Annotated in this window: 24 protein-coding genes and 1 pseudogene; 14 read left to right on the top strand and 11 right to left on the bottom strand. The window is 57.6% G+C overall.

Annotated features, from left to right (window positions below):
- Positions 1 to 82 precede the first annotated feature (82 nt).
- From GUC22_RS16745 to puuE, 3 genes and pseudogenes are all read left to right on the top strand, one after another.
- Positions 83 to 799, top strand: coding sequence for a GntR family transcriptional regulator (locus GUC22_RS16745; protein ID WP_004871433.1), 717 nt, complete (start codon positions 83 to 85; stop codon positions 797 to 799).
- Positions 799 to 1,518 (top strand): annotated as a pseudogene (gene hpxA, locus GUC22_RS16740) (allantoin racemase); the annotation flags it as partial. The gene GUC22_RS16745 and the pseudogene hpxA, both read left to right, overlap by 1 nt.
- Positions 1,519 to 1,558: 40 nt before the next feature.
- Positions 1,559 to 2,491: an allantoinase PuuE gene (puuE, locus tag GUC22_RS16735; protein ID WP_049130229.1), complete on the top strand. Its 933-nt coding sequence runs from the start codon at positions 1,559 to 1,561 to the stop codon at positions 2,489 to 2,491.
- Positions 2,492 to 2,719: 228 nt separating this feature from the next.
- Here the strand turns inward: puuE and hpxZ are convergent, their stop codons facing one another.
- Genes hpxZ through hpxW form a run of 4 tightly spaced genes read right to left on the bottom strand, consistent with a single transcriptional unit; the run spans position 2,720 to position 6,278 of the window.
- The gene (gene hpxZ, locus GUC22_RS16730; protein ID WP_112070286.1) at positions 2,720 to 3,106 is read right to left on the bottom strand and encodes an oxalurate catabolism protein HpxZ; all 387 of its coding nucleotides are present in this window, start codon (positions 3,104 to 3,106) and stop codon (positions 2,720 to 2,722) included.
- Positions 3,103 to 4,500, bottom strand: a complete 1,398-nt coding sequence (locus GUC22_RS16725; protein WP_160183647.1) for an AtzE family amidohydrolase — start codon at positions 4,498 to 4,500, stop codon at positions 3,103 to 3,105. Before GUC22_RS16725 ends, hpxZ begins: the two co-directional genes overlap by 4 nt.
- Positions 4,497 to 4,685 (bottom strand): oxalurate catabolism protein HpxX, encoded by a 189-nt coding sequence (gene hpxX, locus GUC22_RS16720; RefSeq protein ID WP_004871419.1) that lies wholly within the window; start codon positions 4,683 to 4,685, stop codon positions 4,497 to 4,499. Before hpxX ends, GUC22_RS16725 begins: the two co-directional genes overlap by 4 nt.
- Positions 4,686 to 4,694: 9 nt before the next feature.
- Entirely contained in the window at positions 4,695 to 6,278 is a 1,584-nt protein-coding gene (gene hpxW / locus GUC22_RS16715) for an oxamate amidohydrolase (protein ID WP_148854978.1), read from the bottom strand.
- A gap of 168 nt (positions 6,279 to 6,446) precedes the next feature.
- On the opposite strand from hpxW, the gene hpxU reads away from it, so the two are divergent.
- The 7 genes from hpxU to hpxK all read left to right on the top strand — a co-directional run bounded on the left by hpxU (position 6,447) and on the right by hpxK (position 12,849).
- Positions 6,447 to 7,286: a MurR/RpiR family transcriptional regulator HpxU gene (hpxU, locus tag GUC22_RS16710; protein WP_004849708.1), complete on the top strand. Its 840-nt coding sequence runs from the start codon at positions 6,447 to 6,449 to the stop codon at positions 7,284 to 7,286.
- A 214-nt stretch (positions 7,287 to 7,500) separates the two neighbouring features.
- On the top strand, positions 7,501 to 8,286 hold the full coding sequence (locus GUC22_RS16705; RefSeq protein ID WP_004871415.1) for a transporter substrate-binding domain-containing protein: 786 nt from the start codon (positions 7,501 to 7,503) through the stop codon (positions 8,284 to 8,286).
- A 9-nt stretch (positions 8,287 to 8,295) separates the two neighbouring features.
- The gene (locus GUC22_RS16700) at positions 8,296 to 8,961 is read left to right on the top strand and encodes an amino acid ABC transporter permease (protein WP_004871413.1); all 666 of its coding nucleotides are present in this window, start codon (positions 8,296 to 8,298) and stop codon (positions 8,959 to 8,961) included.
- A complete protein-coding gene (locus tag GUC22_RS16695) occupies positions 8,961 to 9,617 on the top strand; it encodes an amino acid ABC transporter permease (RefSeq protein WP_064411193.1) in 657 nt (218 codons plus the stop codon). Before GUC22_RS16700 ends, GUC22_RS16695 begins: the two co-directional genes overlap by 1 nt.
- Complete coding sequence (locus GUC22_RS16690; protein ID WP_004131222.1) at positions 9,598 to 10,338, top strand: amino acid ABC transporter ATP-binding protein; 741 nt, start codon at positions 9,598 to 9,600, stop codon at positions 10,336 to 10,338. The genes GUC22_RS16695 and GUC22_RS16690 overlap by 20 nt, the downstream gene beginning before the upstream one ends.
- 10 nt (positions 10,339 to 10,348) lie before the next feature.
- Complete coding sequence (locus tag GUC22_RS16685; protein ID WP_049088239.1) at positions 10,349 to 11,590, top strand: pyridoxal-phosphate-dependent aminotransferase family protein; 1,242 nt, start codon at positions 10,349 to 10,351, stop codon at positions 11,588 to 11,590.
- Complete coding sequence (gene hpxK, locus GUC22_RS16680) at positions 11,587 to 12,849, top strand: allantoate amidohydrolase (RefSeq protein WP_154933210.1); 1,263 nt, start codon at positions 11,587 to 11,589, stop codon at positions 12,847 to 12,849. The genes GUC22_RS16685 and hpxK overlap by 4 nt, the downstream gene beginning before the upstream one ends.
- Positions 12,850 to 12,919: 70 nt before the next feature.
- Here hpxK and GUC22_RS16675 read toward each other — a convergent pair whose 3' ends face one another.
- A complete protein-coding gene (locus GUC22_RS16675) occupies positions 12,920 to 14,629 on the bottom strand; it encodes a pectate lyase (RefSeq protein WP_154933208.1) in 1,710 nt (569 codons plus the stop codon).
- 71 nt (positions 14,630 to 14,700) lie between these two features.
- Complete coding sequence (locus GUC22_RS16670; RefSeq protein ID WP_004871401.1) at positions 14,701 to 15,402, bottom strand: oligogalacturonate-specific porin KdgM family protein; 702 nt, start codon at positions 15,400 to 15,402, stop codon at positions 14,701 to 14,703.
- Between the two features lie 693 nt (positions 15,403 to 16,095).
- Here GUC22_RS16670 and GUC22_RS16665 point away from each other — a divergent pair.
- Positions 16,096 to 16,644 carry a helix-turn-helix transcriptional regulator gene (locus GUC22_RS16665; protein ID WP_024359593.1) on the top strand — a complete coding sequence of 183 codons (549 nt, stop codon included), beginning with the start codon at positions 16,096 to 16,098 and terminating at the stop codon, positions 16,642 to 16,644.
- 182 nt (positions 16,645 to 16,826) lie between these two features.
- Positions 16,827 to 17,123, top strand: coding sequence for a chorismate mutase (locus tag GUC22_RS16660; RefSeq protein ID WP_004871378.1), 297 nt, complete (start codon positions 16,827 to 16,829; stop codon positions 17,121 to 17,123).
- 130 nt (positions 17,124 to 17,253) lie between these two features.
- Here the strand turns inward: GUC22_RS16660 and GUC22_RS16655 are convergent, their stop codons facing one another.
- The 3 genes from GUC22_RS16655 to GUC22_RS16645 all read right to left on the bottom strand — a co-directional run bounded on the left by GUC22_RS16655 (position 17,254) and on the right by GUC22_RS16645 (position 20,213).
- Complete coding sequence (locus tag GUC22_RS16655; RefSeq protein ID WP_024359592.1) at positions 17,254 to 18,318, bottom strand: hypothetical protein; 1,065 nt, start codon at positions 18,316 to 18,318, stop codon at positions 17,254 to 17,256.
- 48 nt (positions 18,319 to 18,366) lie between these two features.
- Entirely contained in the window at positions 18,367 to 18,939 is a 573-nt protein-coding gene (locus GUC22_RS16650; RefSeq protein WP_024359591.1) for a hypothetical protein, read from the bottom strand.
- 200 nt (positions 18,940 to 19,139) lie between these two features.
- Positions 19,140 to 20,213: a helix-turn-helix transcriptional regulator gene (locus tag GUC22_RS16645; RefSeq protein WP_004871369.1), complete on the bottom strand. Its 1,074-nt coding sequence runs from the start codon at positions 20,211 to 20,213 to the stop codon at positions 19,140 to 19,142.
- A gap of 415 nt (positions 20,214 to 20,628) precedes the next feature.
- On the opposite strand from GUC22_RS16645, the gene GUC22_RS16640 reads away from it, so the two are divergent.
- Positions 20,629 to 21,531: a GGDEF domain-containing protein gene (locus GUC22_RS16640; protein ID WP_004871366.1), complete on the top strand. Its 903-nt coding sequence runs from the start codon at positions 20,629 to 20,631 to the stop codon at positions 21,529 to 21,531.
- Position 21,532: 1 nt separating this feature from the next.
- Here GUC22_RS16640 and GUC22_RS16635 read toward each other — a convergent pair whose 3' ends face one another.
- Positions 21,533 to 22,366 carry a helix-turn-helix transcriptional regulator gene (locus tag GUC22_RS16635; protein ID WP_004871363.1) on the bottom strand — a complete coding sequence of 278 codons (834 nt, stop codon included), beginning with the start codon at positions 22,364 to 22,366 and terminating at the stop codon, positions 21,533 to 21,535.
- 251 nt (positions 22,367 to 22,617) lie between these two features.
- On the opposite strand from GUC22_RS16635, the gene GUC22_RS16630 reads away from it, so the two are divergent.
- On the top strand, positions 22,618 to 23,385 hold the full coding sequence (locus tag GUC22_RS16630) for a phytanoyl-CoA dioxygenase family protein (RefSeq protein ID WP_049130919.1): 768 nt from the start codon (positions 22,618 to 22,620) through the stop codon (positions 23,383 to 23,385).
- A 125-nt stretch (positions 23,386 to 23,510) separates the two neighbouring features.
- On the opposite strand, the gene GUC22_RS16625 is transcribed toward GUC22_RS16630, so the two are convergent.
- Positions 23,511 to 23,852 carry a PTS fructose-like transporter subunit IIB gene (locus tag GUC22_RS16625; RefSeq protein ID WP_004871359.1) on the bottom strand — a complete coding sequence of 114 codons (342 nt, stop codon included), beginning with the start codon at positions 23,850 to 23,852 and terminating at the stop codon, positions 23,511 to 23,513.
- Positions 23,853 to 23,856: the final 4 nt, after the last annotated feature.

Here is a 23,856-nt window from a genome sequence, read left to right as displayed (position 1 = left end):
AGGCCAAAGTAGTTATTTTTGTATGCAATAATTAAATTTTATGTATACGATTCGATATCAAAAAGTAAAACCGGAGTGGTGAATGAGCAACCAACATCGTCTGCAGGCCGCGCCAGAACTGCAGGATAAAGACGAATCCATCTATCAGGCGCTGATGACCGCGATCGTCGAGCATCAGCTGCCGCCGGGGAGCAAACTGCCGGAGGAGGCGCTGGCGGAGGTGTTCGGCGTAAGCCGCACCGGGATCAGAAAGGTGCTGCAACGACTCGCGACTGTGCAAATGGTCGCCCTGACGCCCAAACGTGGTGCACAGGTCGCCAGCCCGACGGTCGAAGAGGCGCAAGAGATCTTCCGCACCCGCGCGCTGCTGGAGGTCGCCAACCTGCCGGATGTGCTGGCTCGCTGTCAGCCGCCGCATCTGGCGGCGCTGGAGGCCATTATCCGTCAGGAGCAGCAGGCCCATGAACGCTATGACGGCCCGGCGGCGATCCGCTACTCCGCCGAGTTTCATATTCAGCTGCAGGCGATCTCCGGCAATCAGGTGCTCACCGAGATGGTGACCCGCCTGAGCCAGCGCTCTTCATTAGTTATCGCGGCGTGGGGATCGCCGTGGCGTCAGGGCTGCCGCTGCGACGATCACGAACGGCTTGTCCAGCTGCTGCGCGACAAGGCGCTGCAGCCGCTGAGCGATGCGTTAAGCCACCATTTTGAACATATTGTCGCCAGCCTTTGCTTTGAGCGTTCTGGCGTGACCCTGCCCGATTTTGCCCGGCTGTTTGCCGGTTATAAGGAGCCGTAATGGCCGCTGTTTGTATACAAGTGATCAATCCCAACACCAGCCTGGCAATGACGGAAACCATCGGCGCCGCCGCGCGGGCGGTCGCCGCGCCGGGAACCGAGATTCTGGCGGTCTGCCCCCGCGAAGGCGTCCCATCGATAGAGGGCCACTTTGATGAAGCCATCGCCGCCGTGGGCGTACTGGAGCAGATCAAAGCCGGTCGCCAACAGGGGGTAGACGGGCACGTGATCGCCTGTTTTGGCGACCCCGGGCTGCTGGCGGCGCGCGAGCTGGCGCAGGGGCCGGTGGTGGGCATTGCCGAAGCGGCGATGCATATGGCGACGCTGGTGGCCACCCGTTTCTCCATCGTGACCACGCTGCCGCGCACCCTGATCATCGCCCGCCATCTGCTGCACCAGTATGGTTTTCATGACCACTGCGCAGCCCTGCACGCCATTGATTTACCGGTGCTGGCGCTGGAGGACGGCAGCGGTGTGGCGCAGGAGAAGGTGCGCGCGCGCTGTATTCAGGCGCTAAAAGAGGACGGCTGCGGGGCCATCGTACTGGGCTGCGGCGGGATGGCGACGCTGGCCCAGGAGCTGACCCGCGAGCTGCGCGTGCCGGTGATCGACGGCGTCAGCGCGGCGGTCAAAATGGTTGAGTCGCTGGTGGCGTTAGGCCTGTCGACCAGCAAGCACGGCGATTTAGCTTTTCCCGAAAACAAGGCGTTGAGCGGCAAATTTCAGGCATTAACCCCGTTTTGAATGAAAGAGGTGGCAGATGGCATTTTTGGCAGACGATTACCCGCGCGACCTGCGCGGCTACGGCGGACAGCCGCCGCATGCGCGGTGGCCGAACAACGCGCGCATCGCCGTGCAGTTTGTGCTGAACTACGAAGAGGGCTCGGAAAACCACGTGCTGCACGGCGATGCCGGTTCTGAACAGTTTCTGTCCGATATTATCGGCGCCGCCAGCTACCCTGACCGGCATATGTCGATGGACTCCTTGTATGAGTACGGCAGCCGGGCCGGTTTCTGGCGCATCCATAATGAGTTCAGCAAGCGGGGACTGCCGCTGACCGTGTTCGGCGTTGCTATGGCGCTGGCGCGTCATCCCGAGGTGGTCGAGGCGATTAAGTCGGCGAACTATGACGTGGTCAGCCACGGCTGGCGCTGGATCCATTACCAGAATATGTCCATTGAGCAGGAGCGGGAGCATCTTCATAAAGCGGTGCAGGTGTTAACCGATCTGTTTGGCAAGCCGCCCACTGGCTGGTACACCGGGCGCGATAGCCCCAATACTCGCCAACTGGTGGTGGAGCACGGCGGTTTTGATTACGACAGCGACTATTATGGCGACGACCTGCCGTTCTGGAGCGAGGTGACCTGCGGCGACGGGACGCGTAAGCCGCACCTGATCGTGCCTTATACCCTCGATGCCAACGATATGCGCTTCGCCACCGCCCAGGGGTTTAATACCGCCGAGCAGTTTTACACCTATCTGAAAGACAGCTTTGATGTGCTGTATGAAGAGGGGGCCAGCGCGCCGAAGATGATGTCCATCGGTATGCACTGCCGCCTGCTGGGGCGTCCGGGCCGCTTTCGCGCGCTGCAGCGTTTCCTCGATTATGTGCAGCAGCACGACCGGGTCTGGGTCTGCACCCGTCAGCAGATCGCCGACCACTGGCGCGAGGTTCATCCGTTTGGTGGGTAAAGTCGTTCCCCGGGTCGCGCCGCAAGCGGCTTACCCGGGCTACTGGCCTACAGGCGCGAGTTAACCCGTAGCCCAGGTAAGCGCAGCGCCACCGGGGAAGCAAACCGCAGAGCATTTCAGATCTGGCACATTCCCGGAGGCGATGCTGCGCATCTGTCCGGGCTACCGGCCCGCAGACGGCGATGGACCCGTAGCCCGGGTAAGCGCAGCGCAACCCGGGGGATTCCCTTAACTCATTAAACTCACCTGGGCGGCGACGATGCGCCAGCCGAAGGGGAAGCGCACCCAGGTTTGCTGCTGTCGGCCAATGCGTTCGCTGCCTTCGCGGGTGAATTCGGTGCTGCACACCGCGTAATCCTCGCCGAAGGTGGTGATGGTGGTGTGCCGCAGCTCGCGCGCTAATCCGGCGGCGGGACGGGCGGCGCGAAAGGCGCGGATTTCGTCGATACCGTAGAGATTTTCCCCGGCCCCCAGCCGCACCGTGCGCTTATCGTGCCAGAACAGCTCATCCAGCACCGCGATATTATTGCTCACCAGCGCTTCCTCATAGCGGTAAAACGCCGCCGTCACCTCGGCGAGGATCCGCGGGCGATTAATATGCTCTTGCGTCATCATGCTGCTATCTCCACCGGGCGGGCGTCGGTCACGCCCGTCTCTTCCAGCGCCCGCGCGACCCGCAGACAGGCTTGTTCATTAAAAGGCGCGGCAATCAGCTGCAGGCCGATCGGCTGCCCGCTCGCCGTGCGCAGCGGCACGGTGACCACCGGCAGGCCAAGGAAGGAGATGGGCTGGGTCAGCATCCCCATACTGGCGCGGATCGGCAGCGGCTGGCCGTTGATCTCCATGTTCTGCGCGCCGATGAGCGTCGCGCTGCACGGCGTGGCCGGGGCGATCAGCACATCCGCATGGGCGAACAGGGCTTTAAACGCCTGCTGTGCGTGGCGGCGGAAGCGCTGGGCCTGAAGATACCAGGCCGACGGGATCATCGCGCCCGCCAGCAGGCGCTCGCGTGAGTTCGGCTCAAAACGTTCGGCCTGGCTACGCAGCGCGGGCAGGTACTGGTTGCCGCCCTCGGCGGCGCTGATAATAAACGCCGCCGAGCGGGCCAGCTCCGCCTCCGGGAAGATCAGCTCCTCATGCGCCGCCAGCGACCCGGCGACGCGAGCGACGGCCGCGCGGGCGTCGTTATCGCACCATGTCGTAAAATAACCGCCGAGCGTGGCGCAGCGCAGGCCTTCGAGACCGCGCGACAGCAGATTCGCCGTGCGCTCGCTGGCCTTGTCGGCCTGAAAACCATCGCCCGGATCGCGGCCCTGCAGGGCATCGTAAACTGCGGAAAGGTCGCTGACGCAGTGGGCAAACGGACCGATATGGTCGAGGCTGGCGACGAAAGGATGGCTCCCGGAACGCGATAAGCGGCCAAAGGTCGGCTTGAGGCCGAAGATCCCGCACAGCGATGCCGGGACGCGAATGGAGCCGTTGGTGTCGCTCCCCAGCGAAAAATGCACCAGCCCGGCGGCCACCGCCGCCGCCGACCCGCCCGAGGAACCCCCGGCGATCCGCGAGAGATCGTGCGGGTTACGCGTCGCCCCGTAATGGCTGTTTTCGGTGGTAAACCCGTAGGCGTAGGCATCCATATTTAGCATCCCGGAGAGCAGCGCGCCCGCGCTGTGCAGCTGGCGCACCGCCCAGCTATCGGCAACGGCGGCGGGGCGATCGCCCAGCAGCTGCGCCCCGGCAAGGGTCGTGTGTCCGGCGACATCGAAAAGATTTTTCACCGCATAGGGAACGCCTGCCAGCGCGGGCAGAGGCTTTTTTTCCCGCCGCAGGGTATCGATATTTTCCGCCTCAGCGAGCATGCGTTTTTCGCTGACGTGGGTCCAGGCGTTGATCTGCGGGTTAACCCGCGCGATATTCTCCAGGGTGTGGCGGGCGATCTCTTTGGCGCTGAGTTCGCCGCTGGCCAGCGCGCGCTGGATGTCGTGAATCGTCATTTCAGGCAGCTTCATGCTTTATAAACTCCGGCGATTTCGACGCGCTCGTCGAGGGGAAAGGCCAGCAGCGGCCCGGCCATGGCGGCAATGCGGCTAAACTGCACCCGGAGCTCTGCGCGCCGCGCATCGTCCAGCTCCAGCGCCAACAGCTGTTCCATTTGCGTGAGGTAAGCGTCCCATTCGTTGTGCGGTGTGTTCATCATCAGCTCCTAATATCCGGCGGCGGAGCCGTTGCTGCGCGGATCGCTGGCCCCCTCGAACAGACCGTTGGGGTGGCGAACGATCGCCCCGGCGTGGCCCATGGCTTCGCTGAAATCGGCTAGCACTTCAACGTCATGCCCCAGTTGACGCAGGCGGGCAACGCATTCGGCGCTGAAGCGGCCTTCGAGCTTGAGCGAGTCGGAGGTTTGCCCCCATGTGCGTCCCAGCAGCCAGCGCGGCCGGGTGATGCTCTCCTGCAGCGGCGCGTTTTGCAGCACGTAGCGGGTGAAAATAGCGGCCTGGGTTTGCGGCTGACCGTCGCCGCCCATCGAACCGTACACCATCACCCGGCCATCGTTCAGCCTTGCTGCGGCGGGGTTGAGGGTGTGAAACGGCTGTTTGCCGGGCGCCAGCGCCAGCAGGTGGCTCGGGTCGAGGCTGAAAGAGGCCCCGCGGTTCTGCCAGACAATTCCGCTCTCCGGCAGCACCACGCCGCTGCCGAATTCGTGATAAAGGCTTTGAATAAAGGAGACCGCCAGTCCGCTTTTATCGATAACCCCCATCCATACGGTATCGCCAGGGCCTTTGCCCGCGCCCCACGGGGCAGCCTGCTGGTCGTCGATGTTATCCGCTAGCGGCTGTAGCGCCGCCGCCGCCAGCAGGCTCTGGATATCGACATCAAGGTGGCGCGGATCGGTGATATGCGCGTCGCGCAGGCCGAAAGCCAGCTTGGTCGCCTCAACGATGCGGTGGACGGTCATCGCATCGTCGGCGTCGGCCATCGCCAGCCGGTCGGTGATGCCGAGGATTGCCAGCGAAACCAGCCCCTGGGTCGGCGGCGCGAGGTTCCACAGTTCCCCGTGCTGATGCTCAAGCCTGAGCGGCAGCGGGCGGCGGGCGCGATGCTGCTGCAGATCGCTGAGGGTCACGGGCAGTCCATACTGTTCCATACCGCGGGCCAGATGCTCCGCCAGCGGCCCGCGATAGAAGCTGTCCAATCCTTCCTCGCTTAACCGGCGCAGAGTGTTCGCCAGCGCCGGCTGCAAAAAGCGGCTCCCGGCCTTCGGCGGCTGGCCGTCCACCAGAAAGGTTTCGGCGAAGCCGGGCTGGTCGCGCAGTTCGCTGAATTTCCCGGCGGTGGCGCTGGCCTGCGAGGCGGTAACCGGGATGCCGCTCGCGGCGTAGCCGATGGCATCTTCCAGCAGCCGCGACAGCGGCAGCGATCTTCCGCTTAACTCGCGCGAAACCTTCAGCGCTTCGTCCCAGCCGCTGACGGTGCCCGCTACGGTGAGGGCCGCCTGCGGGCCCCGGTGGGGGATCTGCGCCAGGCCGGCGTAGGCCTGCGGCGTCGCCAGCGAGCCCGCCGCGCCGCTGGCGTCAATGGCGATGGGGTCGCCTTCGGGCGGCACGATAAGCCAGAAGCCATCGCCGCCGAGGCCGTTCATATGCGGGTAAACCACGGCGATGGCGGCGGCGGCGGCGACCATCGCTTCTATCGCGCTTCCGCCTTCGCGCAGAACCGCCAGCGCGCTCTGGCTGGCCAGATGATGGGGCGCGACCGCCATCCCGTGGGCGGCAACATGACTTTGCATGGGGTGTCCTCAATTAACCGAATCGTCGCCAGAGGGTTGCAAAAGCTGTTCCATGTCTGAACGCAAAGTTTCAATCGCTGCTGGCGATGGGCGTTTTTTGCCGAACTGGCATGCATTATGAAAGGCGTTAGCGGTATAGTGCGGTGAAACGAAAGTTACAGAGGTCTTATGCAACAGCTTGATGAACGACTAAAAGAGCAGTACCCGTCTTTATCGCCGCAGGAACAGCGGGTGGCGGATTTTATTTTCGATCATTTTGATGACCTGATTAGCTACAACAGCGCAGAGCTGGCGCAGCTTAGCGGGGTATCGAAAGCCACGGTCAGCCGTCTGTTCAAGCGCCTGGGCTATGAGAAATATAAAGATATGCGCGATGAGCTGCGCACCCTGCGCCAGAGCGGAATGCCGCTGACCGATAATCGCGATGCGGTGCAGGGCAACACGCTGCTGGCGCGCCACTATAAACAGGAGATGGCCAACCTGACCCAGTGGGTTAACGCCCTTGATGTCCAGCAGTTCGCCGAGGCGATTCAGGCGCTGGTAAGCGCCCGGCGTATTGTGATTATCGGCATGCGCAATGCTTATCCGGCGGCGCTGCATCTGCGCCAGCAGCTTCTTCAGGCGCGCGGGCAGGTGCTGGTGCTGCCGCAGCCGGGACAAAGCTTAAGCGAGGAGCTGGTGGATTTAACCGCGGACGATCTGGTGGTGGTGATGGCGTTTCGCCGCCGCCCGCGCATTATTCGCCCGCTGCTGCAGCAGCTACAGAGCAGCGGTATTCCGGCGCTGCTGATGTGCGAGCCGCAGGCCCACGGCCTGTTTCCGCTGGCGCGCTGGCGGCTTTGCGCGCCGCTGGATAGCGTATCGGCCTACGATAGCTACGCGTCGGTCAATAGCCTGATCAATCTACTGTCGAACGCGTTTCTGCACGAAATTCTCGATAAAGGCCGCCCGCGTATTCACGATATTGCCACCCTCTATCAGCAGCTGGACGAGCTAGAACAACGATAATGGGGCGCCAGCGTGGTGCCTTGCATGATTTTGGTGCGACAAAATAATGGGGGAACGCGCGGTCATTTCCTCTTAATTCCTCACTTTCCCTTGTTTTACCTTCGCTTAGCCAAACGGCGGACTCACCCGATGCGCGGCGATTTATCTGGCACATTAGTTGCAAAAGTGACTTTAAAGAATCTTTTGTTTCATGCTAACGTAACGGGTAAACACCATGAAGAAACTGTTGATCGCACTGGCCGGGGCCGCTTGTCTGTTAACCAACCTCTCGGCGGCGAAGGCTGACCAGCTCCAGGATATTGAAAAGCGCGGCACGATCCGCATTGCGGTGCCGCAGGATTTCCCGCCGTTTGGCTCGGTGGGGACCGACCTTCAGCCGCAGGGCTACGACATCGATATGGCGCGCTACCTCGCCAAACAGATGAAGCTCAAGCTGCAGCTGGTGCCGGTCACCAGCGCCAACCGCGTGCCTTATCTGCAAACCGATAAGGTGGACCTGGTGATTTCCAGCCTCGGTAAAAACGCCGAGCGCGAGAAGGTGATCGATTTCAGCCGCGCCTACGCGCCGTTCTTCCTCGGCGTATTTGGTCCGAAGGGCGCAGAGCTGAAAGACCCGGCGGCGCTGAGTGGTAAAAGCGTTGGCGTGACCCGCGGCGCGGTGGAAGATATGGTGCTGACCAGCGTGGCGCCGAAAGAGGCGCAGATTAAGCGCTACGAAGACAACAACACCACGCTGTCGGCGTATCTTTCCGGCCAGGTGCAGTACGTCGCTACCGGAAACCTGGTGGTGGCGGCCATCTCCCGGCAGAACGCTGACAAAGCCCCGGTGCCGAGCTTTATGCTGAAAGACTCGCCGTGCTTTATCGGCCTGAAGAAAAATGAACCGGCCCTGAAGGCGAAAGTGGATGCGCTGATTGAGCAGGGGGTGAAAGACGGCACCCTCAACGGGCTGTCTGAGAAGTGGCTGAAAGCGCCGCTGCCTGCCAGCCTCGGCGCCTAAGGTTCGGGCATGACGGAGCAACTTCATTTCTCTGAGCTCTGGCCGCACTGGCCGGAGCTGCTGGCGGGGCTGTGGGTGACTATTCAGCTGACCGTGCTGGCGACGATAGGCGGCCTGACGATTGGCATTTTCGGCGCCGCCGTTCGCAGCGGGCGTCCGACGTGGTTCAGCCGGATATGGGGCGGGTATGTCGAACTGATTCGCAACACGCCGTTTGTGGTACAGCTGTTTTTTATCGTCTTCGGCTTACCGAACCTGGGGCTGAAGATGACGGCGGGCGAGGCCGCGCTGCTGGCGATGGTGGTGAACCTCGGGGCCTACAGTACCGAGATCGTACGTGCCGGTATTCAGGTGACGCCGAAAGGGCAGTGGGAGGCGGGGCGCGTGCTCGGGCTGACCCGGACGCAGACCTTCATTCAGGTCATTCTGCCGCCCGCGCTACAGCGCATTTATCCGGCGCTGGTGAGCCAGTGCATCATCGTCATGCTCGGTTCGTCGGTGGTGTCGCAGGTCTCTTATGAAGAGCTGACCTTCGCCGCCAACCTGATTCAGTCGCGCACCTTCCTCAGCTTTGAGGTCTATCTGGTGACGACGGGGATTTATTTAGCGTTGTCGATAACGATGCGCCAGCTGCTGCTGGCGGCGGGACGTAAATGGCTGGGGGTACAGGCATGATGACCACCTTTACCGATTGGGACATTGTCCGCAATCTGCTGCTGGCCGGGCGCTGGACGGTGATGCTGTCGCTGGTGGCGTTTCTCGGCGGCGCGCTGGTGACGCTGCCGCTCCTGCTGCTGCGCATGACCGGCGGGCGCCAGGTAAAACGCCTGATCCGCGGCTATATCGAACTGTTCCAGGGGACGCCGCTGCTGATGCAGCTGTTTCTCGCCTTTTTCGGCGTGGCGCTGTTCGGCATCGACGTTTCGGCGTGGACCGCGGCCTCGCTGGCGCTGACGCTGTACACCAGCGCCTTTTTGCTCGATATCTGGTTCGGCAGCATTCGCGCCCTGCCAAAAGGGCAGTGGGAAGCGTCGCGCTGTCTGGGGCTGAGCTTTGGCCAGACGCTGTATCGCGTCGTCGCGCCGCAGGCGCTGCGGATCGCCATCGCCCCGACGGTCGGCTTTGCCGTGCAGGTGATCAAGGGCACGGCGCTGGCGTCGATTATCGGCTTCGTCGAGCTGACCAAAGCGGGCACCATGCTGACCAACGTCACCTATCAGCCGTTTAAAGTCTTTGCGCTGGTGGCGCTGGGCTACTTCATTCTGTGTTATCCGCTGTCCCGCTACAGCCGTTATCTGGAGAACAAATTCAATGCCTCTCATCACCATTAATCAGATGCAGAAGTATTACGGCGATAACCACGTGCTCAAGGGCGTCGATCTGGATATCGATATGGGCGAAGTTATCTCGATTATCGGCCGCAGCGGGTCCGGCAAGAGCACGCTGCTGCGCTGCATCAACGGGCTGGAAGGCTATCAGGAAGGCAGCATTAAGCTCGGCGGGATGACCATTACCGACCGCGACTCGCAGGCGCGTGAGATCAGCCGCTCTATCGGCATGGTGTTCCAGAACTTTAACCTGTTCCCGCATATGACGGCGCTGGAAAACGTGATGCTGGCGCCGCGTCGGGTGCTGAAGAAGAGCGCCGCCGAGTGCCGTGAACTGGCCCAGCGGATGCTGGAAAAGGTCGGATTGGGCGACCGGCTCGATTACTACCCGTCGAGTCTCTCCGGCGGCCAGCAGCAGCGCGTGGCGATTGCCCGCGCGCTGGCGATGTCGCCAAAAGTTTTACTCTGTGACGAGATCACCTCGGCGCTGGATCCGGAGCTGGTGGGCGAAGTGCTCAAGGTGCTGGAGCAGCTGGCGGCGGAGGGCATGACGCTGATTCTCGTGACTCATGAAATGAATTTTGCCCGCGAAGTGGGCGACCGCGTCGTGTTTATGCATCAGGGACGCGTCTGGGAGCAGGGCGACAGCAAAACGCTGTTCGCCAACCCGCAGACCAGCGAACTGAAGCAGTTTATTTCATCCGTGCGCGGCCTCAATCAATAAGGACTTAAAGATGGATATCACCCAGTTTCCGCAACTCAACCCGCCGTCGCGCCTGCTGATGGGGCCCGGCCCGATTAACGCCGACCCGCGCGTGCTGCGCGCCATGTCGAGCCAGCTCATCGGCCAGTACGACCCGGCGATGACCCACTATATGAACGAAGTGATGGCGCTGTACCGCGGCGTATTTCGTACCGAAAACCGCTGGACGATGCTGGTGGACGGAACCTCAAGGGCCGGGATTGAGGCGATCCTGGTTTCGGCTATTCGGCCGGGCGACAAGGTGTTGGTACCGGTATTTGGCCGCTTCGGCCATCTGCTGTGCGAAATCGCCCGCCGCTGCCGGGCGGAAGTGCATACCATTGAAGTGCCGTGGGGCGAAGTGTTCACCCCGGACCAGGTGGAGGATGCCGTCAAACGTATTCGTCCGCGCCTGCTGCTGACGGTGCAGGGCGATACCTCGACCACCATGCTGCAGCCGCTGGCGGAGCTGGGGGAGATCTGCCGCCGCTACGACGCGCTGTTTTACACCGACGCCACCGCCTCGCTGGGCGGCAACCCGCTGGAAACCGACGCCTGGGGACTGGATGCGGTCTCGGCCGGGATGCAAAAATGCCTTGGCGGCCCGTCCGGCACCTCGCCGATTACCCTCAGCGCGCGCATGGAAGAGGCGATTCGCCGCCGCAAATGCGTGGAAGAGGGGATCCGCACCGATGCCCACCGCGACGGCGACGAGGAGATGATCTACTCCAACTACTTCGATCTCGGCATGGTGATGGACTACTGGGGGCCGGAGCGCCTTAACCACCATACCGAGGCCACTACCGCGCTGTTCGGCGCCCGCGAATGCGCCCGCTTGATCCTCCAGGAAGGCCTGGATAACGGCATTGCCCGGCATAAGCTGCACGGCGATGCGCTGGTTAAAGGCATCCAGGCGATGGGGCTGGAGACCTTCGGCGACCTGAAACACAAGATGAACAACGTGCTTGGCGTCGTCATCCCGCAGGGCATCAACGGCGACCAGGCGCGCAAGCTGATGCTGGAAGATTTCGGCATTGAAATCGGCACCTCGTTTGGCCCGCTGCACGGCAAGGTATGGCGGATCGGCACCATGGGCTATAACGCGCGGAAAGATTGCGTGATGACTACGCTCAGCGCCCTGGAGTCGGTGCTGAACTATCTCAAATTCCCGACCACCCAGGGCGCCGCGATGCAGGCCGCGTGGGACCACTATCGCAGCGAGCGCGCGCAATGAGTCAAACACAACGCCAGCAGGCGGATATGCAGCAGGCCGCGGCCCGGGTGATGGCCCGCGCCGACGAGCTGGCGGCGATCAGCGAAACGCCGGACGCCCTGACCCGGGTTTATCTCTCTCCTCAGCATCTTGCGGCCAACCAGCGGGCGGCGCTGTGGATGACCCAGGCCGGGATGACCGTCTGGCAGGACAGCGTCGGCAATATATGCGGGCGCTATGAGGGAGAGCAGGAGGGAGCGCCCGCCATCCTGCTGGGTTCGCACCTTGATACGGTGCGCAACGCCGGGCGCTATGACGGTATGCTCGGCGTCCTGACGGCGATCGAGGTGGTAGACAGCCTGCATCGACAGGGGCGTAGGCTGACAAAGGCGATCGAGATTGTCGGCTTTTGCGATGAAGAAGGGACGCGTTTCGGTATTACGCTGCTCGGCAGCCGCGGGCTGACCGGCACCTGGCCCGAGTGCTGGCTGGCGCAGACCGATGCCGATGGCGTCAGCGTGGCGCAGGCGATGGTGCTGGCCGGGCTGGATCCGGCGCGCGTTCACCTGGCCGCCCGCAGCCAGGAGGAGATCGCCGCGTATCTGGAACTGCATATCGAGCAGGGGCCGTGCCTGGAGCAGGAAGGACTGGCCTTAGGCGTAGTGGAAGCGATTAACGGCGCGCGTCGTCTGAACTGCCGCTTTACCGGCGAGGCGGGACACGCCGGGACCGTGCCGATGAGCCATCGGAAAGATGCGCTGGCCGCCGCCGCCGAGTGGATGGTGCTGATAGAGACGCTGACCCGCGAACAGGGCGGAAACCTGGTCGCCACGGTGGGGACGCTGCGCTGCGCGCCCGGCGCGGTTAACGTCATTCCCGGCGAAGTCGCGCTGACCCTCGACATTCGCGGGCCGAAAGACCAGCCGCTGGATGCGCTGCTGGATACGCTGCTGACGGAGGCGCAGGCCATTGCCGCTCGTCGCCAGCTGCGGTTCAGCGCCGAAGAGTTTTACCGGATTGCCGCTACCGCCTGCGATAGCGGATTGCAGCAGGTATTGAGCGAGGCGGTGCAGGTGGTGCAGGGGCGTTCGCTAACGCTGCCGAGCGGCGCCGGGCATGACGCCATCGCCATTGCCGAACGCTGGCCCTCAGCGATGCTGTTTGTCCGCTGCAAAGGCGGCATCAGCCATCATCCCGCAGAGTCGGTCACCGCCGACGATGTGGCGCTGGCGATAGACGCCTATTCGCGCGCGGTGTCGGCGCTGGATGCCGGGAAGTAAGCGCCGGGCGGTCCGGCGCGTTACTGTCCCGTCGCGGTACGGTCCCCACCGGTGGCGGTGAGGGCCAGTTTTATTTTTTGCCGTTCGGTTTGAGCTGTTCGCCGGGTTTAAGGCGGAACAGTTCGTCATCGCGGGTAGAGTAGCGAACCGTCCCGTCAGCCATCCGATAAGCACCCTCCGTGAATCCCGCGCCGTTCAGGAACGGCGCCACCGCGTCCGGCGTATTGCGGAAGGCGGCTTCCAGGGCGAGAAGCGCATAGGGGGCGATACTATCGATACTGGCATATTCGGCCTCAGGTTCATCGACAAAAAAGCCGTTGATGCGCTGCTTGTTGATGATGTTAGCGCCGATACGATCCGCCAGCGTCAAATAGTCCTGCTGCCCGGTGGCCTGCCACAGGTCGATAAGCGCGAAAATCGCATACGGCTGATGATTCTCCGTTTGGCTATTCAGCCTGCGGTTCGCGCCGCCGGGTTCGCCAATATCGCCCAGTCCCTGGCCTTTGGCGATACCTCGCGCGACTTTCCAGATGGCACGATCCGGTTCAAGCGTCCAGGCGCGGGCATAGGAGAGAAGAAATTCATTTCCCGCCGGATAGGCTTTCAGCACCGTGCCTTTTTTCCCATAATAGCCATCGCGTTTTAACGCATAGCCGGAGAGGTCCGTGCCGTTGGCCAGCAGAGGGCGGAAGGTATTGTTCTGCTCATCGTAAGCGTAGGTCGCGAAGGCCTTGAGGCCATCAAGGGTCCATTTTTTGAGATCGTCGCCGGCGGTGCCCAGCGATTTAGCCAGGGCAAGCTGCATCAGCGCATTTTCTGAGTAGAGGGTGCTGGTCCGGCCCTTCAGCAGCATATTGCCTTCCAGCGCATCGGGCCCCAGTTCGGGACCAAACTGACGCTGCGCGCGGTCGCCGTATTTCGAGTGCGTATCGCTATCATCGGTAGTGTCGGCGCGTTTTAGCGCTTGGGTAAACTGGTAGACGCCGAGCCCGGTCTTCTTATCGCGCGGCAGAACGTACTGTTCGGCCAGACGCTTCGCCCACGTCAGCGCGCCTGCGTCGCCATCGTATTTATAGAGCAGCGATGCGGAGTAGATAAGGTCGTTGCCGGCATTGAGAAAGCTCAGGCCTTTGGTGGCGAAAAACGGCGGCTGTTGGGCAAAATCATTTTGCCAGAGCGCGCCCATCGCTTTGCCGTACTCCCCGTGACGGCTGGTTTCCAGCGTTTTCCAGTCGTAAACATGGGCATTCCAGAACGCTTTGATAAAGCGCGCGGTGGCCTTGTCATCGACGGCAAACATCATGTCGTAATAGGGGTACGCGTTCTTAAGTTCATGGACCATCTCCTTTTCGCTCGGGCCTTGAGGCTGCAGCGTTTTCAAATCAACAAAGCGATGGCCTCCCCACAGCAGCAGCCCGCTGGCGTCCTGATAGTGGTCAAAGTAGTAACGAATATTCTCCGCGACCCGCTGCTTATATTTTGCTTCGCCGGTCAGGTTGCTTAACCCTACCAGCACCCGCATTAAATTTTGCTGGGCGGAGAAGTTCGACAGCACGGTAACTTTACCGTCCGGAAAAACCCATTCCATTTGCTTGCCGGTGCGAGGATCCACGCCGTTTGCCAGCAGAGGAGAGTGATGGCCGTACCGATCTCCCGCTTTATCCAGCACGACCTCGGCGAACTGCTTTACGCTGCTCAGACGCGCGTTCTCCTGGGCTCCAGCACTCAGGGAAAAGAGACTCAGAGCGCCCAATGCCAGGGTGATTTTTGCAATCTTCATTATTTTCCTCTTAATGAAAATAAGGGTTTAATGAAACCCTTATTTATTTTTATCTGGCTGACAGGAAGTTATCAGAAGGAGTATTTCACGCCAACGCGATAACGCGTCTGGCGTTCATCGGTGGCTTTACTGCCGGAAACATTCGCTATTGCCATATAAGGCGACCAGTTTTTATCAAATTTATAGGTCAGCTTAAAATCATGGGTCCAGTCGTAGCTTTCGTTATCCGCTAAAATAACCCCTGCGGAGTTGGCTTTTTTATAGTCCAGTTCATAATCCAGCTGATAATCTTTGAGGAATTTCCAGGAAATAACGCTGGTCAGGTTATAACCGTTCTCCGAGGTGTCTTTAGACGTGCCGATATTGCCTGAATTGCGCTTGTAGTAAGGGCGGTAACGCAGTGAGGCGCTGAGGTCATCTGTCAGGTTGGCTTTGCCGCGCAGATAAGGGCGGTAGCTATTTGAAGACGAGCTGGTATCCAGAGAGAAGCCAGGCTCAATCTGAAAGGTTTTATTTATTTTATGCACATAGCTCGCCACCACTTCGGTGCCGTTACTAACGGTTTCATCATAGGCTTTATTTTTATCCTGCGAACCTTTCCATTTCCCTTCCAGCGACAAGCCAAAACCATTAGCAAAACGGTGAGACATCAACAGTCTGTCTTTATGATTATTGCCGGCTTTGTCATTGGTTTCATGACGGTAATCAAAGGTCACCGCGTGGGCAGCAATACTGATAAAAGGAATCGTGACTAATAATAATGAGCGAAACATAGAGTGCCTCTACTTTTTATATTTTCCAAAGGTACAAGAAATTACCTGCCGTAAAGCAGGCAGAACGATACACATTAAATTATTAGAGGGTGGTGTGGTGCCGGGTGCCTCCCGGTGAATCAGGCGCTGACTTCCTGATTCGTCAATAAAAACGAAACGTAGATGAGGGTATTCCTCGATTCAGCTTGACCCCGCCGCTTAGGGGGATTCACCACACATTATTCTTTATTCCCTGTTGATGGCTAATTCGCACTGCTTGTAATTTTATTGAAAATAACTTTTACACAAAATGAAATGATGTTTTGAGATCGAGATCTGAATATTAAAAAGAGAGGGTAAATATTTTTTATGTTATTTATAAAGATAATCCTAATTCTATATTTTCCATGCGTATCATAGTGTTATGTATTTGTTTCTGGTTTTTTGACGCCGTTTTATGCGTGAATTTAAGCTTTTCTTTGAATTGGCAGTAATCGTATTCCTATATTTTAAAGCGCTCAATTTGTTAAAACTTAAAAAATACTCCGTCGGTTTCAATGGTTAAACTGAAGCCCATGCTTCCGATTCCTTTAACCTAAACGAAAGCTAAACGGAAAAGATTGCGCTATTGATCTGCCAGACTGACGACATAACACTCTCAGAAAAGCATCCATATGGAAGGATAATAAAAGACAGTAACCTCGGGACTTCAAGATGACTATTCATGGAAAGGATCGTGTATTTATTTCTGGCGTAGAGACTCTATTGCAGGAGCTGAACGATGGCGCGGATGCAGGGTTAAGCAACTGCGTGTATGTCACTTGCGGGATGGATATCCAGGAGATATACGCTTTGTTCTTTCGCCATCCGCCGGAGCACTACGCCATCTTCATCACCTCTGAGCGCCATTTTGAGGCTATCAACCGGCTGTTTCCGGGCCTGCTAAAGCTCTGTTTGTCAGAGAGGTTGACGGTCGAAGAGCTGCGTCAGGCGTTAAAAGTGATGGGCCTGTTTTCGGCCCAGAACCAAAGCGTTGCTTATCTGCCCGATACGTTTAATTTTACCCACGCCGAGCAACAGATCATGAGGCTCAGTTTACGCGGCCATTCTCTGGATGATATTGCCCGTATCCGCGGGGTCAGTCCGTCCACGGTCAGCGTCCAGCGTACCCGGCTGATGAAGCGTATGGGGACCAACAGCCTGCAGGAGCTATGCTCGCTGTATGCGGCTATGCGTACCCAGCGACCACCGCTGTCCGGCTAAGCTTTATCACTAACAAATACGCGCGTCCGCGGATAAAAACGAAAGGTCACATCTGCAGCTCGCCGCCGGCATCGGCTTTGAAGAAAAGCTGGCCAACGCTGCCTGAATAGACGCCAGGCGTGGAATCGGGCGAAATTTATTATATCATGCTGATCCTATGTACTAGTTTGGAGGTTTAAGTGATGACGTTTTCCAGCCTTGCCGATGTCAGAAGCCAGATCGATTCGATTGATAGCGAATTGGTTAGCCTGATTGCTCAGCGCGCTACGTGTGTTCAAGCCGCCGCCGCATTTAAAACAGACCACTCAGCCGTACGCGCGCCAGAACGCGTGCAGCAGGTTATTGATCGGGTTCGCGAAAAAGCGGCTGCGGCAGGGTTGCCCGAAGTGATTATTGAGAAAGTATATCGGTCCATGATAGATGCCTTTATTGAGTATGAGCTTGAGCAGCATAATCAGCGACAGCGGCAAAAAAGGTAACGGATTATCGCGACGCAGGCCGGATATACCCGGAGGTGGCGCACACCTGCCCGGGCTATCCGACCCCGTGCAATACCCAAAACGTTGCTGTTACGGGATTCAGTACGCGGTAAGTTTTTTCCGGGTTGAATCAGACTGGCCGCAAAAAGAAAGTTGTGGGTGTTTTGCCATTTCCACTGGCTAGTCGTTGATGAGGGACTGGTTTTTGATTATCGGCAATGAGCATTATGTCGTTACCTTCGCATTCCAGCACCAGATAAATATGATCGTAACCGTGGTGCGCTACGGGACCGCAGGTGGAACCGACATCGCCGGGCTGTTGATCACCCACAGAAATGACTTTCCATTGTCGTTTATCACGAAGATAGTTACCCAAAGCTAATGCCTGCGTAATATCGGGAACGGCAATCCCTCCGGCCTGTAACAGGTTAGCCAGGTTCAGGGCGCAACCATCATGCGGCCACTGCTCATGGGCTAATTTGAAAAGCTCAATCGCAGCGATGGCCTGAACTTTTTCATAACGATCCGGCGTTGTGGCAATATTGACTACGTCGAGCATTTTTTCTTTGTCGCTCAGCGGCGTGTTGCTATCGGCAAACATCACAGGAGGCGTATGTAGCGTAACAAATGTCTGGAATTCTTCCACGGCATCGCGTCGCACGTGAGAGATAACCATCGCGGGGTTTACGATGGTACCGCACCAGCTGGTGCTGAAACGCAACAGTCGGGCACAATACTCTATCGCCAGCGGGTGGTCTGTTTTCATTTTTGTAATGAATTTTTCAGCTGTATCAATGCCATGCTGTTTAGCAAAATTCAGGAGTTCCGCCTTTCCATTGCCGATGCTGTCAAATGACACCTGAAACGCCCCGGTTTCCTCGCTTTCCATGTGAGCCATTGAACGCGCGTTTTCGGAATCAACGCCGGCATCCCAGCGCCAGTCTGATTCAAACCCCGCCTGAACGCGAAGCACTTCACACATGACGGCTTTACGGTGTAAAAGACTAGTGTAAGGCCCGAGAGCCCCTTTCATTACGGCATAGATATCATGAAGCTTATTTTCAGCAAAAACCTCATCAGGTAAAGCATTTAAAGTATCGACTAACTGTTCTAAAAACGCTATCGGTGGGCGACCATGCTGCGTGCTGACAGGATAGCGAGTCGCGATGAATATACGCTTGTTGATAGTATCCATAAAACTCTCCTTCATGACGGTGACGAATGTTGAGATAGTGTCTTAGGTCTATTTACTCGAGGTTAAGCCCTGAAAGAGAGAAGAGACTTTATTTACCAGGTAAGGCGCAAATAATGTCATTCCGGCTATCAGGAATTTAATGATTTCACTCAGGGCGTCAGGGTTGGATATTTTTCCATTGCGGCCAAAGTCAAGTAGCAATAACGAGCCGAAGCCAATATACATAAACAAAATAACCAGCATGCCGATTAGCGCAATGAGCCGGCTCGAACTGGCTTTCATTTCTTTGACCAGCCGCGGCCTGCCTGCATCGTCATAAAGAGGCTTCTTTGTCACGGTATCAGTGCCGTCCCTGGTGGCTTTAACCTCTTCGGTAGCGGATAATTCAACATCTTCAGAAAGCGCATCGGCTAAAGACCACGCTTTAGGAAGTGAATTGCGGATGACTAAAATAGAAAGCAAGGTACCAAAGATAACGATGAAAAATACAAGGTAAATTAAATATTTGTTGATATGTTCACCGCAGGACTGCTGAGCCTGACAGGAGGCTTCATTAGCGTGAGCGGCGGCGGAAATAAAAAATAAAACAATTACTGATGCGTGTGTTTTTAGTAAAAACATAAATGCGCTCCTCGCCAGGATAAAATTATTTTATGTCTGGCATGTGAAGATAAACTAATATACGCAGGTATTTCTATTTACAACAAGGGGTCATCTTATACCCACGGGGTTATACTGACACGCGTCCCCGCAGATAAGGTTCAGTATAGTGGTGGTCATGGCATCCACATTCATTCAAATGAATGAGTGGGTAAAATAAATTAGCTATGAATAGCCCTGATAATGAGCAGCAGCTCGGATTGATTACGGGTATGCGTTTTCCGGTACAGCGCACTAAGGTGGGTTCTGACGGTGGTGATGGAGACGCCGAGATGCAGGGCGCATTCATCCGGGGTCATCCCTCTGACCAGCAGTTCTGCTACCGCATTCTCGGCGGGTTTGACATTAAAGAGCTCCATGAATGCGCTGCCGGTGAGGAAAGGCTCGGGGATGATAATGCAAGCCGCACCGGGAATGCTGGGGGACGGGATGACCAGGATCGGCTTTGCTTGCCGCCCGGCGGTGTAGCATAATCCTGCTCGGGGGCGCGCCTCCGTCCGGGTGGCCTGTTCAATGGCATGCCGCAGTTTTTTGCTGTCTGTGTTCAGGCTTAGCGTGTCAGCGCCGACAGACCAGATCGCGCTATGGCTCGCGCGGTGGTAATTTTCGGCCCGGGTGTTGGCGTAAAGGATTTTACCGGCATGACCCACAAGCCAGACCGGGTAAATACCGTTGTCCATGACGGCACCCTGATATTTAATCGTGTCACGAAGGTGTTCAAATCTGGCATGAAGCTGGCTGGCGGTAATTAACGCGGGGATGAGGCGCCGGAACAGGTCAAATTGCGTGGGCTGTGGATAGGCCGCTTCATTAGCCGTCATCAGCGATAAATAAGTGGCATAACCGTTGACGGTACCTAGTTTGACGCTGGTAAGATAATTTAAATCATTAGGGTGATGAAATTCATTATAATAAATACTATTAGCAATAAATTTATCTCCTAAAAACTCCCTGTCTCTGTACATCTGCCCTACAGGCAACCCCGTCAATATTTTTTCGGCAGGATCGATTGCCAGAAAAACATCCCGGTAGGCCGTAAAGACTTTTTCATCAAAAAGTAATGAATCCGTCATAAGATGCGCATTACCTTTGTCATAATAAAGCAATGCCGCGTACTGATGTCCTGTCAGTAACGACAGTTTCTGCAGCGCGGGTTTCCAGAATTGAGAATCCAGCGTAGCCAACAGAATAGTCTCCAGAATTTCTATATATAATAGTTCCGGATCAATGGCCATAACGACACCTTATATTTATCGCTTAACCCGCAGGGCATGACTGATGAGGCTGGTGCTATTAGCATAGTCCTGGGAGATAAATGATGGCAATCCCCGCTCAGCCAGTTGGTAGGGAAATGCGCAAAGGGCGCTGAATTCCTTATTTTGCGGCGGACTTCCTGCGGTTTATGAAATTTCTCCCTGATCCTGGCGTGGTTTTGATGAATATTCTCCCACCGCCTGTTGATTTAAACCTGTACGTTTAGACTACCGCTTTTGCGCGAACCCGCTTCGATAACAATTTCATCTAATACGCTACGCGGGATAAGTGGAAATCCGCTCCCTGTCGCCCGCCCGCGCGCCTTTACAGTTCGCGCAAACGCTTTCCGCTGTTATGCTAACGCCCTGGCAAGCCGCGCTGTAAAGAGACCTGACCATGGCCGAACGCGAAAAAAACATCCATATTCAACCCTCGTCTTCTATTTCCCGAACCCATATCTTTCCGGCGCTGCTGGCGATCGCCGCCGTATCGGGTCTGTGCGCGTTCGTCTCGCCGCCGCTGGGACCGTGGCGCGTGATTTTGTCTAATCCCGGTATGTATATCGATCTTCTGGCGCTGCTTTTTCTGCTGTTTATGCTCTGGAGCTCAACCAAGGTGCGCATGAACCACGTGGCGGTCAACTGGGTACGCTACGGGCTGCTGCTATGGATTGCCGGAGGCACGTTCGATCTGATGGACGAAATCTTCCGCCAGCCGCGCTGGATGGGATACTACTGTGAAGATCTGCTGCGTCTGACCGGCATGCTGCTGAGCGCGGTCGGGGTCTACAAAATCATTGAGCGCATCAATCTCCTGTACGTCGACGCGCGTTCTCAATCGCTTAAGGATGAGCTGACCCAGTTGCCAAACCGCCGCTTCTTTATCGATACCGTCCGCGAAAAGGCGGGGAATACGCAGGCGCTGATGATTGTTGATATCGACTACTTTAAGAAAATTAATGACACCTACGGTCATCTGGTGGGGGACGAAGTGCTGTTTGCCCTCGGCAAACAGCTGGCGAAACTCACCAGCGATAAGGTACTGCCGTCGAGGATTGGCGGCGAAGAGTTTGCCATTATCGTTGATGGCCTGTCGGCGCAGGAAGTGGATGAACTGGCGCAGTCTATTCTGCAAAACGCCCGGGCAATCCTGATCAACCACGACAACCCGCTGTCGATTAGCATTGGCGTTGGCCTGCGGCATAAAGACGAGCCGCAGAATCAGTTTATTAAAAAGGTCGATGACGCGCTCTATAAGGCAAAAAATAACGGCCGCGGGCGAGTGGAATGGGCCGTGTGAACTATCCCTGCTGCGCGCTGCGGCAGTGGCGGCGATATTCGGACGGCGAGCGCTCGGTATAGCGTTTAAACACCCGGCAGAAATAGTTGCTGTCGACAAACCCGCAGTTGTGGGCGATCTCTTTGACCTTAAGGTCGTAGCCGCGGAGTAGTTTTTTCGCCTTTTCCAGGCGGACGCTGGTGAGAAACTCGTTAAAACCGACGGAGCCGGATTTCTGGAATATATGCGAAAGATAGTTGGGCGTAATGTGAAAGCGTTTCGCCACCGACTCGCGGGTCAGCGGCTGGCTGAGATGCTCTTCGAGATAATCCTGTACCGCCAGAAAAAGATCGCGGCTGCGGCTGACGCGCATCTCCAGCCCGACCAGCTGCTCAAGGCAGTGGCTTAACAGCGCAGAGACGACCAGCCGGGCGGTCACCGGGTCCGGCTGCAGGCAGATTTCATTGAGCGACAGCAGCAGGTAGGAGCCCACGCGCGGCCCCAGACGGGCGACGTTCTGCTTTTCCGTGCGCAGCTGCCTGCCGTCCCAGTGCTGAACGCAAAACCCCAGCTTCTGGCGGCCAAACAGAATGCTTAACGTCGATGCCGGCGCGGTCCATTCCGGCAGCGTCCATTTACCCGCCTGAACGTAGAGTACCTGCGAGGCGGAGAGCATCGTCTCCGACAGCGGCAGCCCGCTCTCCTTAAGCTCACCCTCGAGCACAATTTCCAGCCGTGGAAAGGGCACCTTAAACGCCAGCGCGGGCTCGGAGATATCCGGGTCGGGGAACCTGACGTGCAGATTATCTTTCTGATTTACTAAACGATTTAAAATATCCGCCAGATCGTCAATCATTCCGTACGCCTTAGAAGAGAGCAATTATCCTGTTGATTATAATCTATTTTATCTGCACAGGTTTGTTCTGTATCAGGCGACTTCGCGAATGATGGCCCTGCAGGAAGGGGGAAAAGCTGGATTTTGATGGCCATCACACTTTTTTCTGCCGCGTACGCTTGTCCAGTTTTTCGTAGTTTTGGCCTCATGTATTCCCGCCCGCCGCAGATTAGAGTTTGTTTTGTGTTATCGATAAGTTAAGGAATATAAATATGGAACAACAATCTGCGGTTTATCTGGATGCGCTGGGGGCGAACGTTGCGCTGAGCCCGACAATGAAACAGGAGCTGGATACCCTGGGCTACACCGTCGTGCATAACGTGGCGGACGCGGAGTGGCTGGCGGCGATGCGCGCGCTTATCGACGCCATCGTCGAGAGAGAGGGCGATAATCTGGCGATGGAGCACCACCAGGAAGCGACGGCAACCCGCATCGCCAACCTGATTAATAAAGGCGCGATTTGGGAAAAGGTCTGGTCCCACCCGCTGATTCTCTCCGCCTGTCGGCATGTTTTTCAGGGCGATTTTAAAGTCTCCAGCCTGAACGCGCGGGAAGCGTTGTTTAACGGCGGCCATCAGCCGCTGCATGCGGACTGGAAAAAGCCGCGTCCCGATTTTCCGAAAGTGCATCTGGTGAATACCATTTGGGCCATTGATGACCTGAGCGCGGAAAACGGCGCGCCGCGCATTATTCCCGGCACGCATCTTCGCCCGGAGCTGCCGGAAGAAGTGCTGGACGACCCGGAGCTGGCGCATCCTGATGAGGTGGTGTTCGCCGCGCCGGCGGGCAGCGTGATGATTTATAACGCCCACGCCTGGCACGGCGGGACGCGCAACCGCGTCGGCAGCAGAAGGCGCGTGCTGCACGGTTTATATATCGACAGGGCGGATACCGCACAGCAGGATCAGCAGCGCTGGCTGACGCCGGAAACCGCCAGTCGCTTGACGCCCGCGCAGAAATGGCTGCTGGACGTGGAGTAAGAATCGCGTGGAATTGTAGCCCCGGTAAGCGCAGCGTGACCGGGGAAAACCTGAAACTGCCGAAGTGTTATTTCCCCGGGCCGCGGCGCAAGCGCCTTGCCCGGGCTACAAAATCACAGGTGCGCTCACGGGATCTCAATATACACCACCGGTTTTTTCATAATGCATTTCACCGCCTCGACAATCTGCTGCGGCTGCAGCAGAAAGGTTTTAATGCTGGTCTTAATGGTGCGGATGCCGTGAAAACGTTGGGCATCGTCAATTTCAATATCCGTCACCAGCAGAACGACATCGACGTGGGCAATATCCTCAGCGGTGATTTTGTTCTCCACCCCCAACGCGCCCTGGGTTTCTATTTTGATATTCCATTTCTCCTGGTGGCCGACTTTTTCCAGCCGCTCGGCCGCCATATAGGTGTGAGCGACGCCGCTGACGCAGGCCGTGACGGCAACGATAGTGAAATCCATAGCA

This window comes from Klebsiella sp. MPUS7 (assembly GCF_009905335.1).
GTDB lineage: Bacteria > Pseudomonadota > Gammaproteobacteria > Enterobacterales > Enterobacteriaceae > Klebsiella > Klebsiella grimontii.
The sequence above is the reverse complement of the archived record's forward strand: the minus strand, read 5'-3'. Positions and strand labels throughout refer to the sequence as shown.

Bases quoted from the DNA above. Each gene is read 5' to 3' on its own strand.
- hpxW (WP_148854978.1), bottom strand. From the start codon at position 6,278: ATGCAAAGTCATGTTGCCGCCCACGGGATGGCGGTCGCGCCCCATCAT.
- GUC22_RS16645 (WP_004871369.1), bottom strand. From the start codon at position 20,213: ATGGCCATTGATCCGGAACTATTATATATAGAAATTCTGGAGACTATT.
- GUC22_RS16685 (WP_049088239.1), top strand. From the start codon at position 10,349: ATGGATATCACCCAGTTTCCGCAACTCAACCCGCCGTCGCGCCTGCTG.
- GUC22_RS16650 (WP_024359591.1), bottom strand. From the start codon at position 18,939: ATGTTTTTACTAAAAACACACGCATCAGTAATTGTTTTATTTTTTATT.
- GUC22_RS16670 (WP_004871401.1), bottom strand. From the start codon at position 15,402: ATGTTTCGCTCATTATTATTAGTCACGATTCCTTTTATCAGTATTGCT.
- hpxX (WP_004871419.1), bottom strand. From the start codon at position 4,685: ATGAACACACCGCACAACGAATGGGACGCTTACCTCACGCAAATGGAA.
- GUC22_RS16700 (WP_004871413.1), top strand. From the start codon at position 8,296: ATGACGGAGCAACTTCATTTCTCTGAGCTCTGGCCGCACTGGCCGGAG.
- puuE (WP_049130229.1), top strand. From the start codon at position 1,559: ATGGCATTTTTGGCAGACGATTACCCGCGCGACCTGCGCGGCTACGGC.
- GUC22_RS16665 (WP_024359593.1), top strand. From the start codon at position 16,096: ATGACTATTCATGGAAAGGATCGTGTATTTATTTCTGGCGTAGAGACT.
- hpxU (WP_004849708.1), top strand. From the start codon at position 6,447: ATGCAACAGCTTGATGAACGACTAAAAGAGCAGTACCCGTCTTTATCG.
- GUC22_RS16705 (WP_004871415.1), top strand. From the start codon at position 7,501: ATGAAGAAACTGTTGATCGCACTGGCCGGGGCCGCTTGTCTGTTAACC.
- hpxZ (WP_112070286.1), bottom strand. From the start codon at position 3,106: ATGATGACGCAAGAGCATATTAATCGCCCGCGGATCCTCGCCGAGGTG.
- GUC22_RS16725 (WP_160183647.1), bottom strand. From the start codon at position 4,500: ATGAAGCTGCCTGAAATGACGATTCACGACATCCAGCGCGCGCTGGCC.
- GUC22_RS16640 (WP_004871366.1), top strand. From the start codon at position 20,629: ATGGCCGAACGCGAAAAAAACATCCATATTCAACCCTCGTCTTCTATT.
- GUC22_RS16630 (WP_049130919.1), top strand. From the start codon at position 22,618: ATGGAACAACAATCTGCGGTTTATCTGGATGCGCTGGGGGCGAACGTT.
- GUC22_RS16660 (WP_004871378.1), top strand. From the start codon at position 16,827: ATGACGTTTTCCAGCCTTGCCGATGTCAGAAGCCAGATCGATTCGATT.
- GUC22_RS16655 (WP_024359592.1), bottom strand. From the start codon at position 18,318: ATGGATACTATCAACAAGCGTATATTCATCGCGACTCGCTATCCTGTC.
- GUC22_RS16690 (WP_004131222.1), top strand. From the start codon at position 9,598: ATGCCTCTCATCACCATTAATCAGATGCAGAAGTATTACGGCGATAAC.
- GUC22_RS16695 (WP_064411193.1), top strand. From the start codon at position 8,961: ATGACCACCTTTACCGATTGGGACATTGTCCGCAATCTGCTGCTGGCC.
- GUC22_RS16745 (WP_004871433.1), top strand. From the start codon at position 83: ATGAGCAACCAACATCGTCTGCAGGCCGCGCCAGAACTGCAGGATAAA.
- GUC22_RS16635 (WP_004871363.1), bottom strand. From the start codon at position 22,366: ATGATTGACGATCTGGCGGATATTTTAAATCGTTTAGTAAATCAGAAA.
- GUC22_RS16675 (WP_154933208.1), bottom strand. From the start codon at position 14,629: ATGAAGATTGCAAAAATCACCCTGGCATTGGGCGCTCTGAGTCTCTTT.
- GUC22_RS16625 (WP_004871359.1), bottom strand. From the start codon at position 23,852: ATGGATTTCACTATCGTTGCCGTCACGGCCTGCGTCAGCGGCGTCGCT.
- hpxK (WP_154933210.1), top strand. From the start codon at position 11,587: ATGAGTCAAACACAACGCCAGCAGGCGGATATGCAGCAGGCCGCGGCC.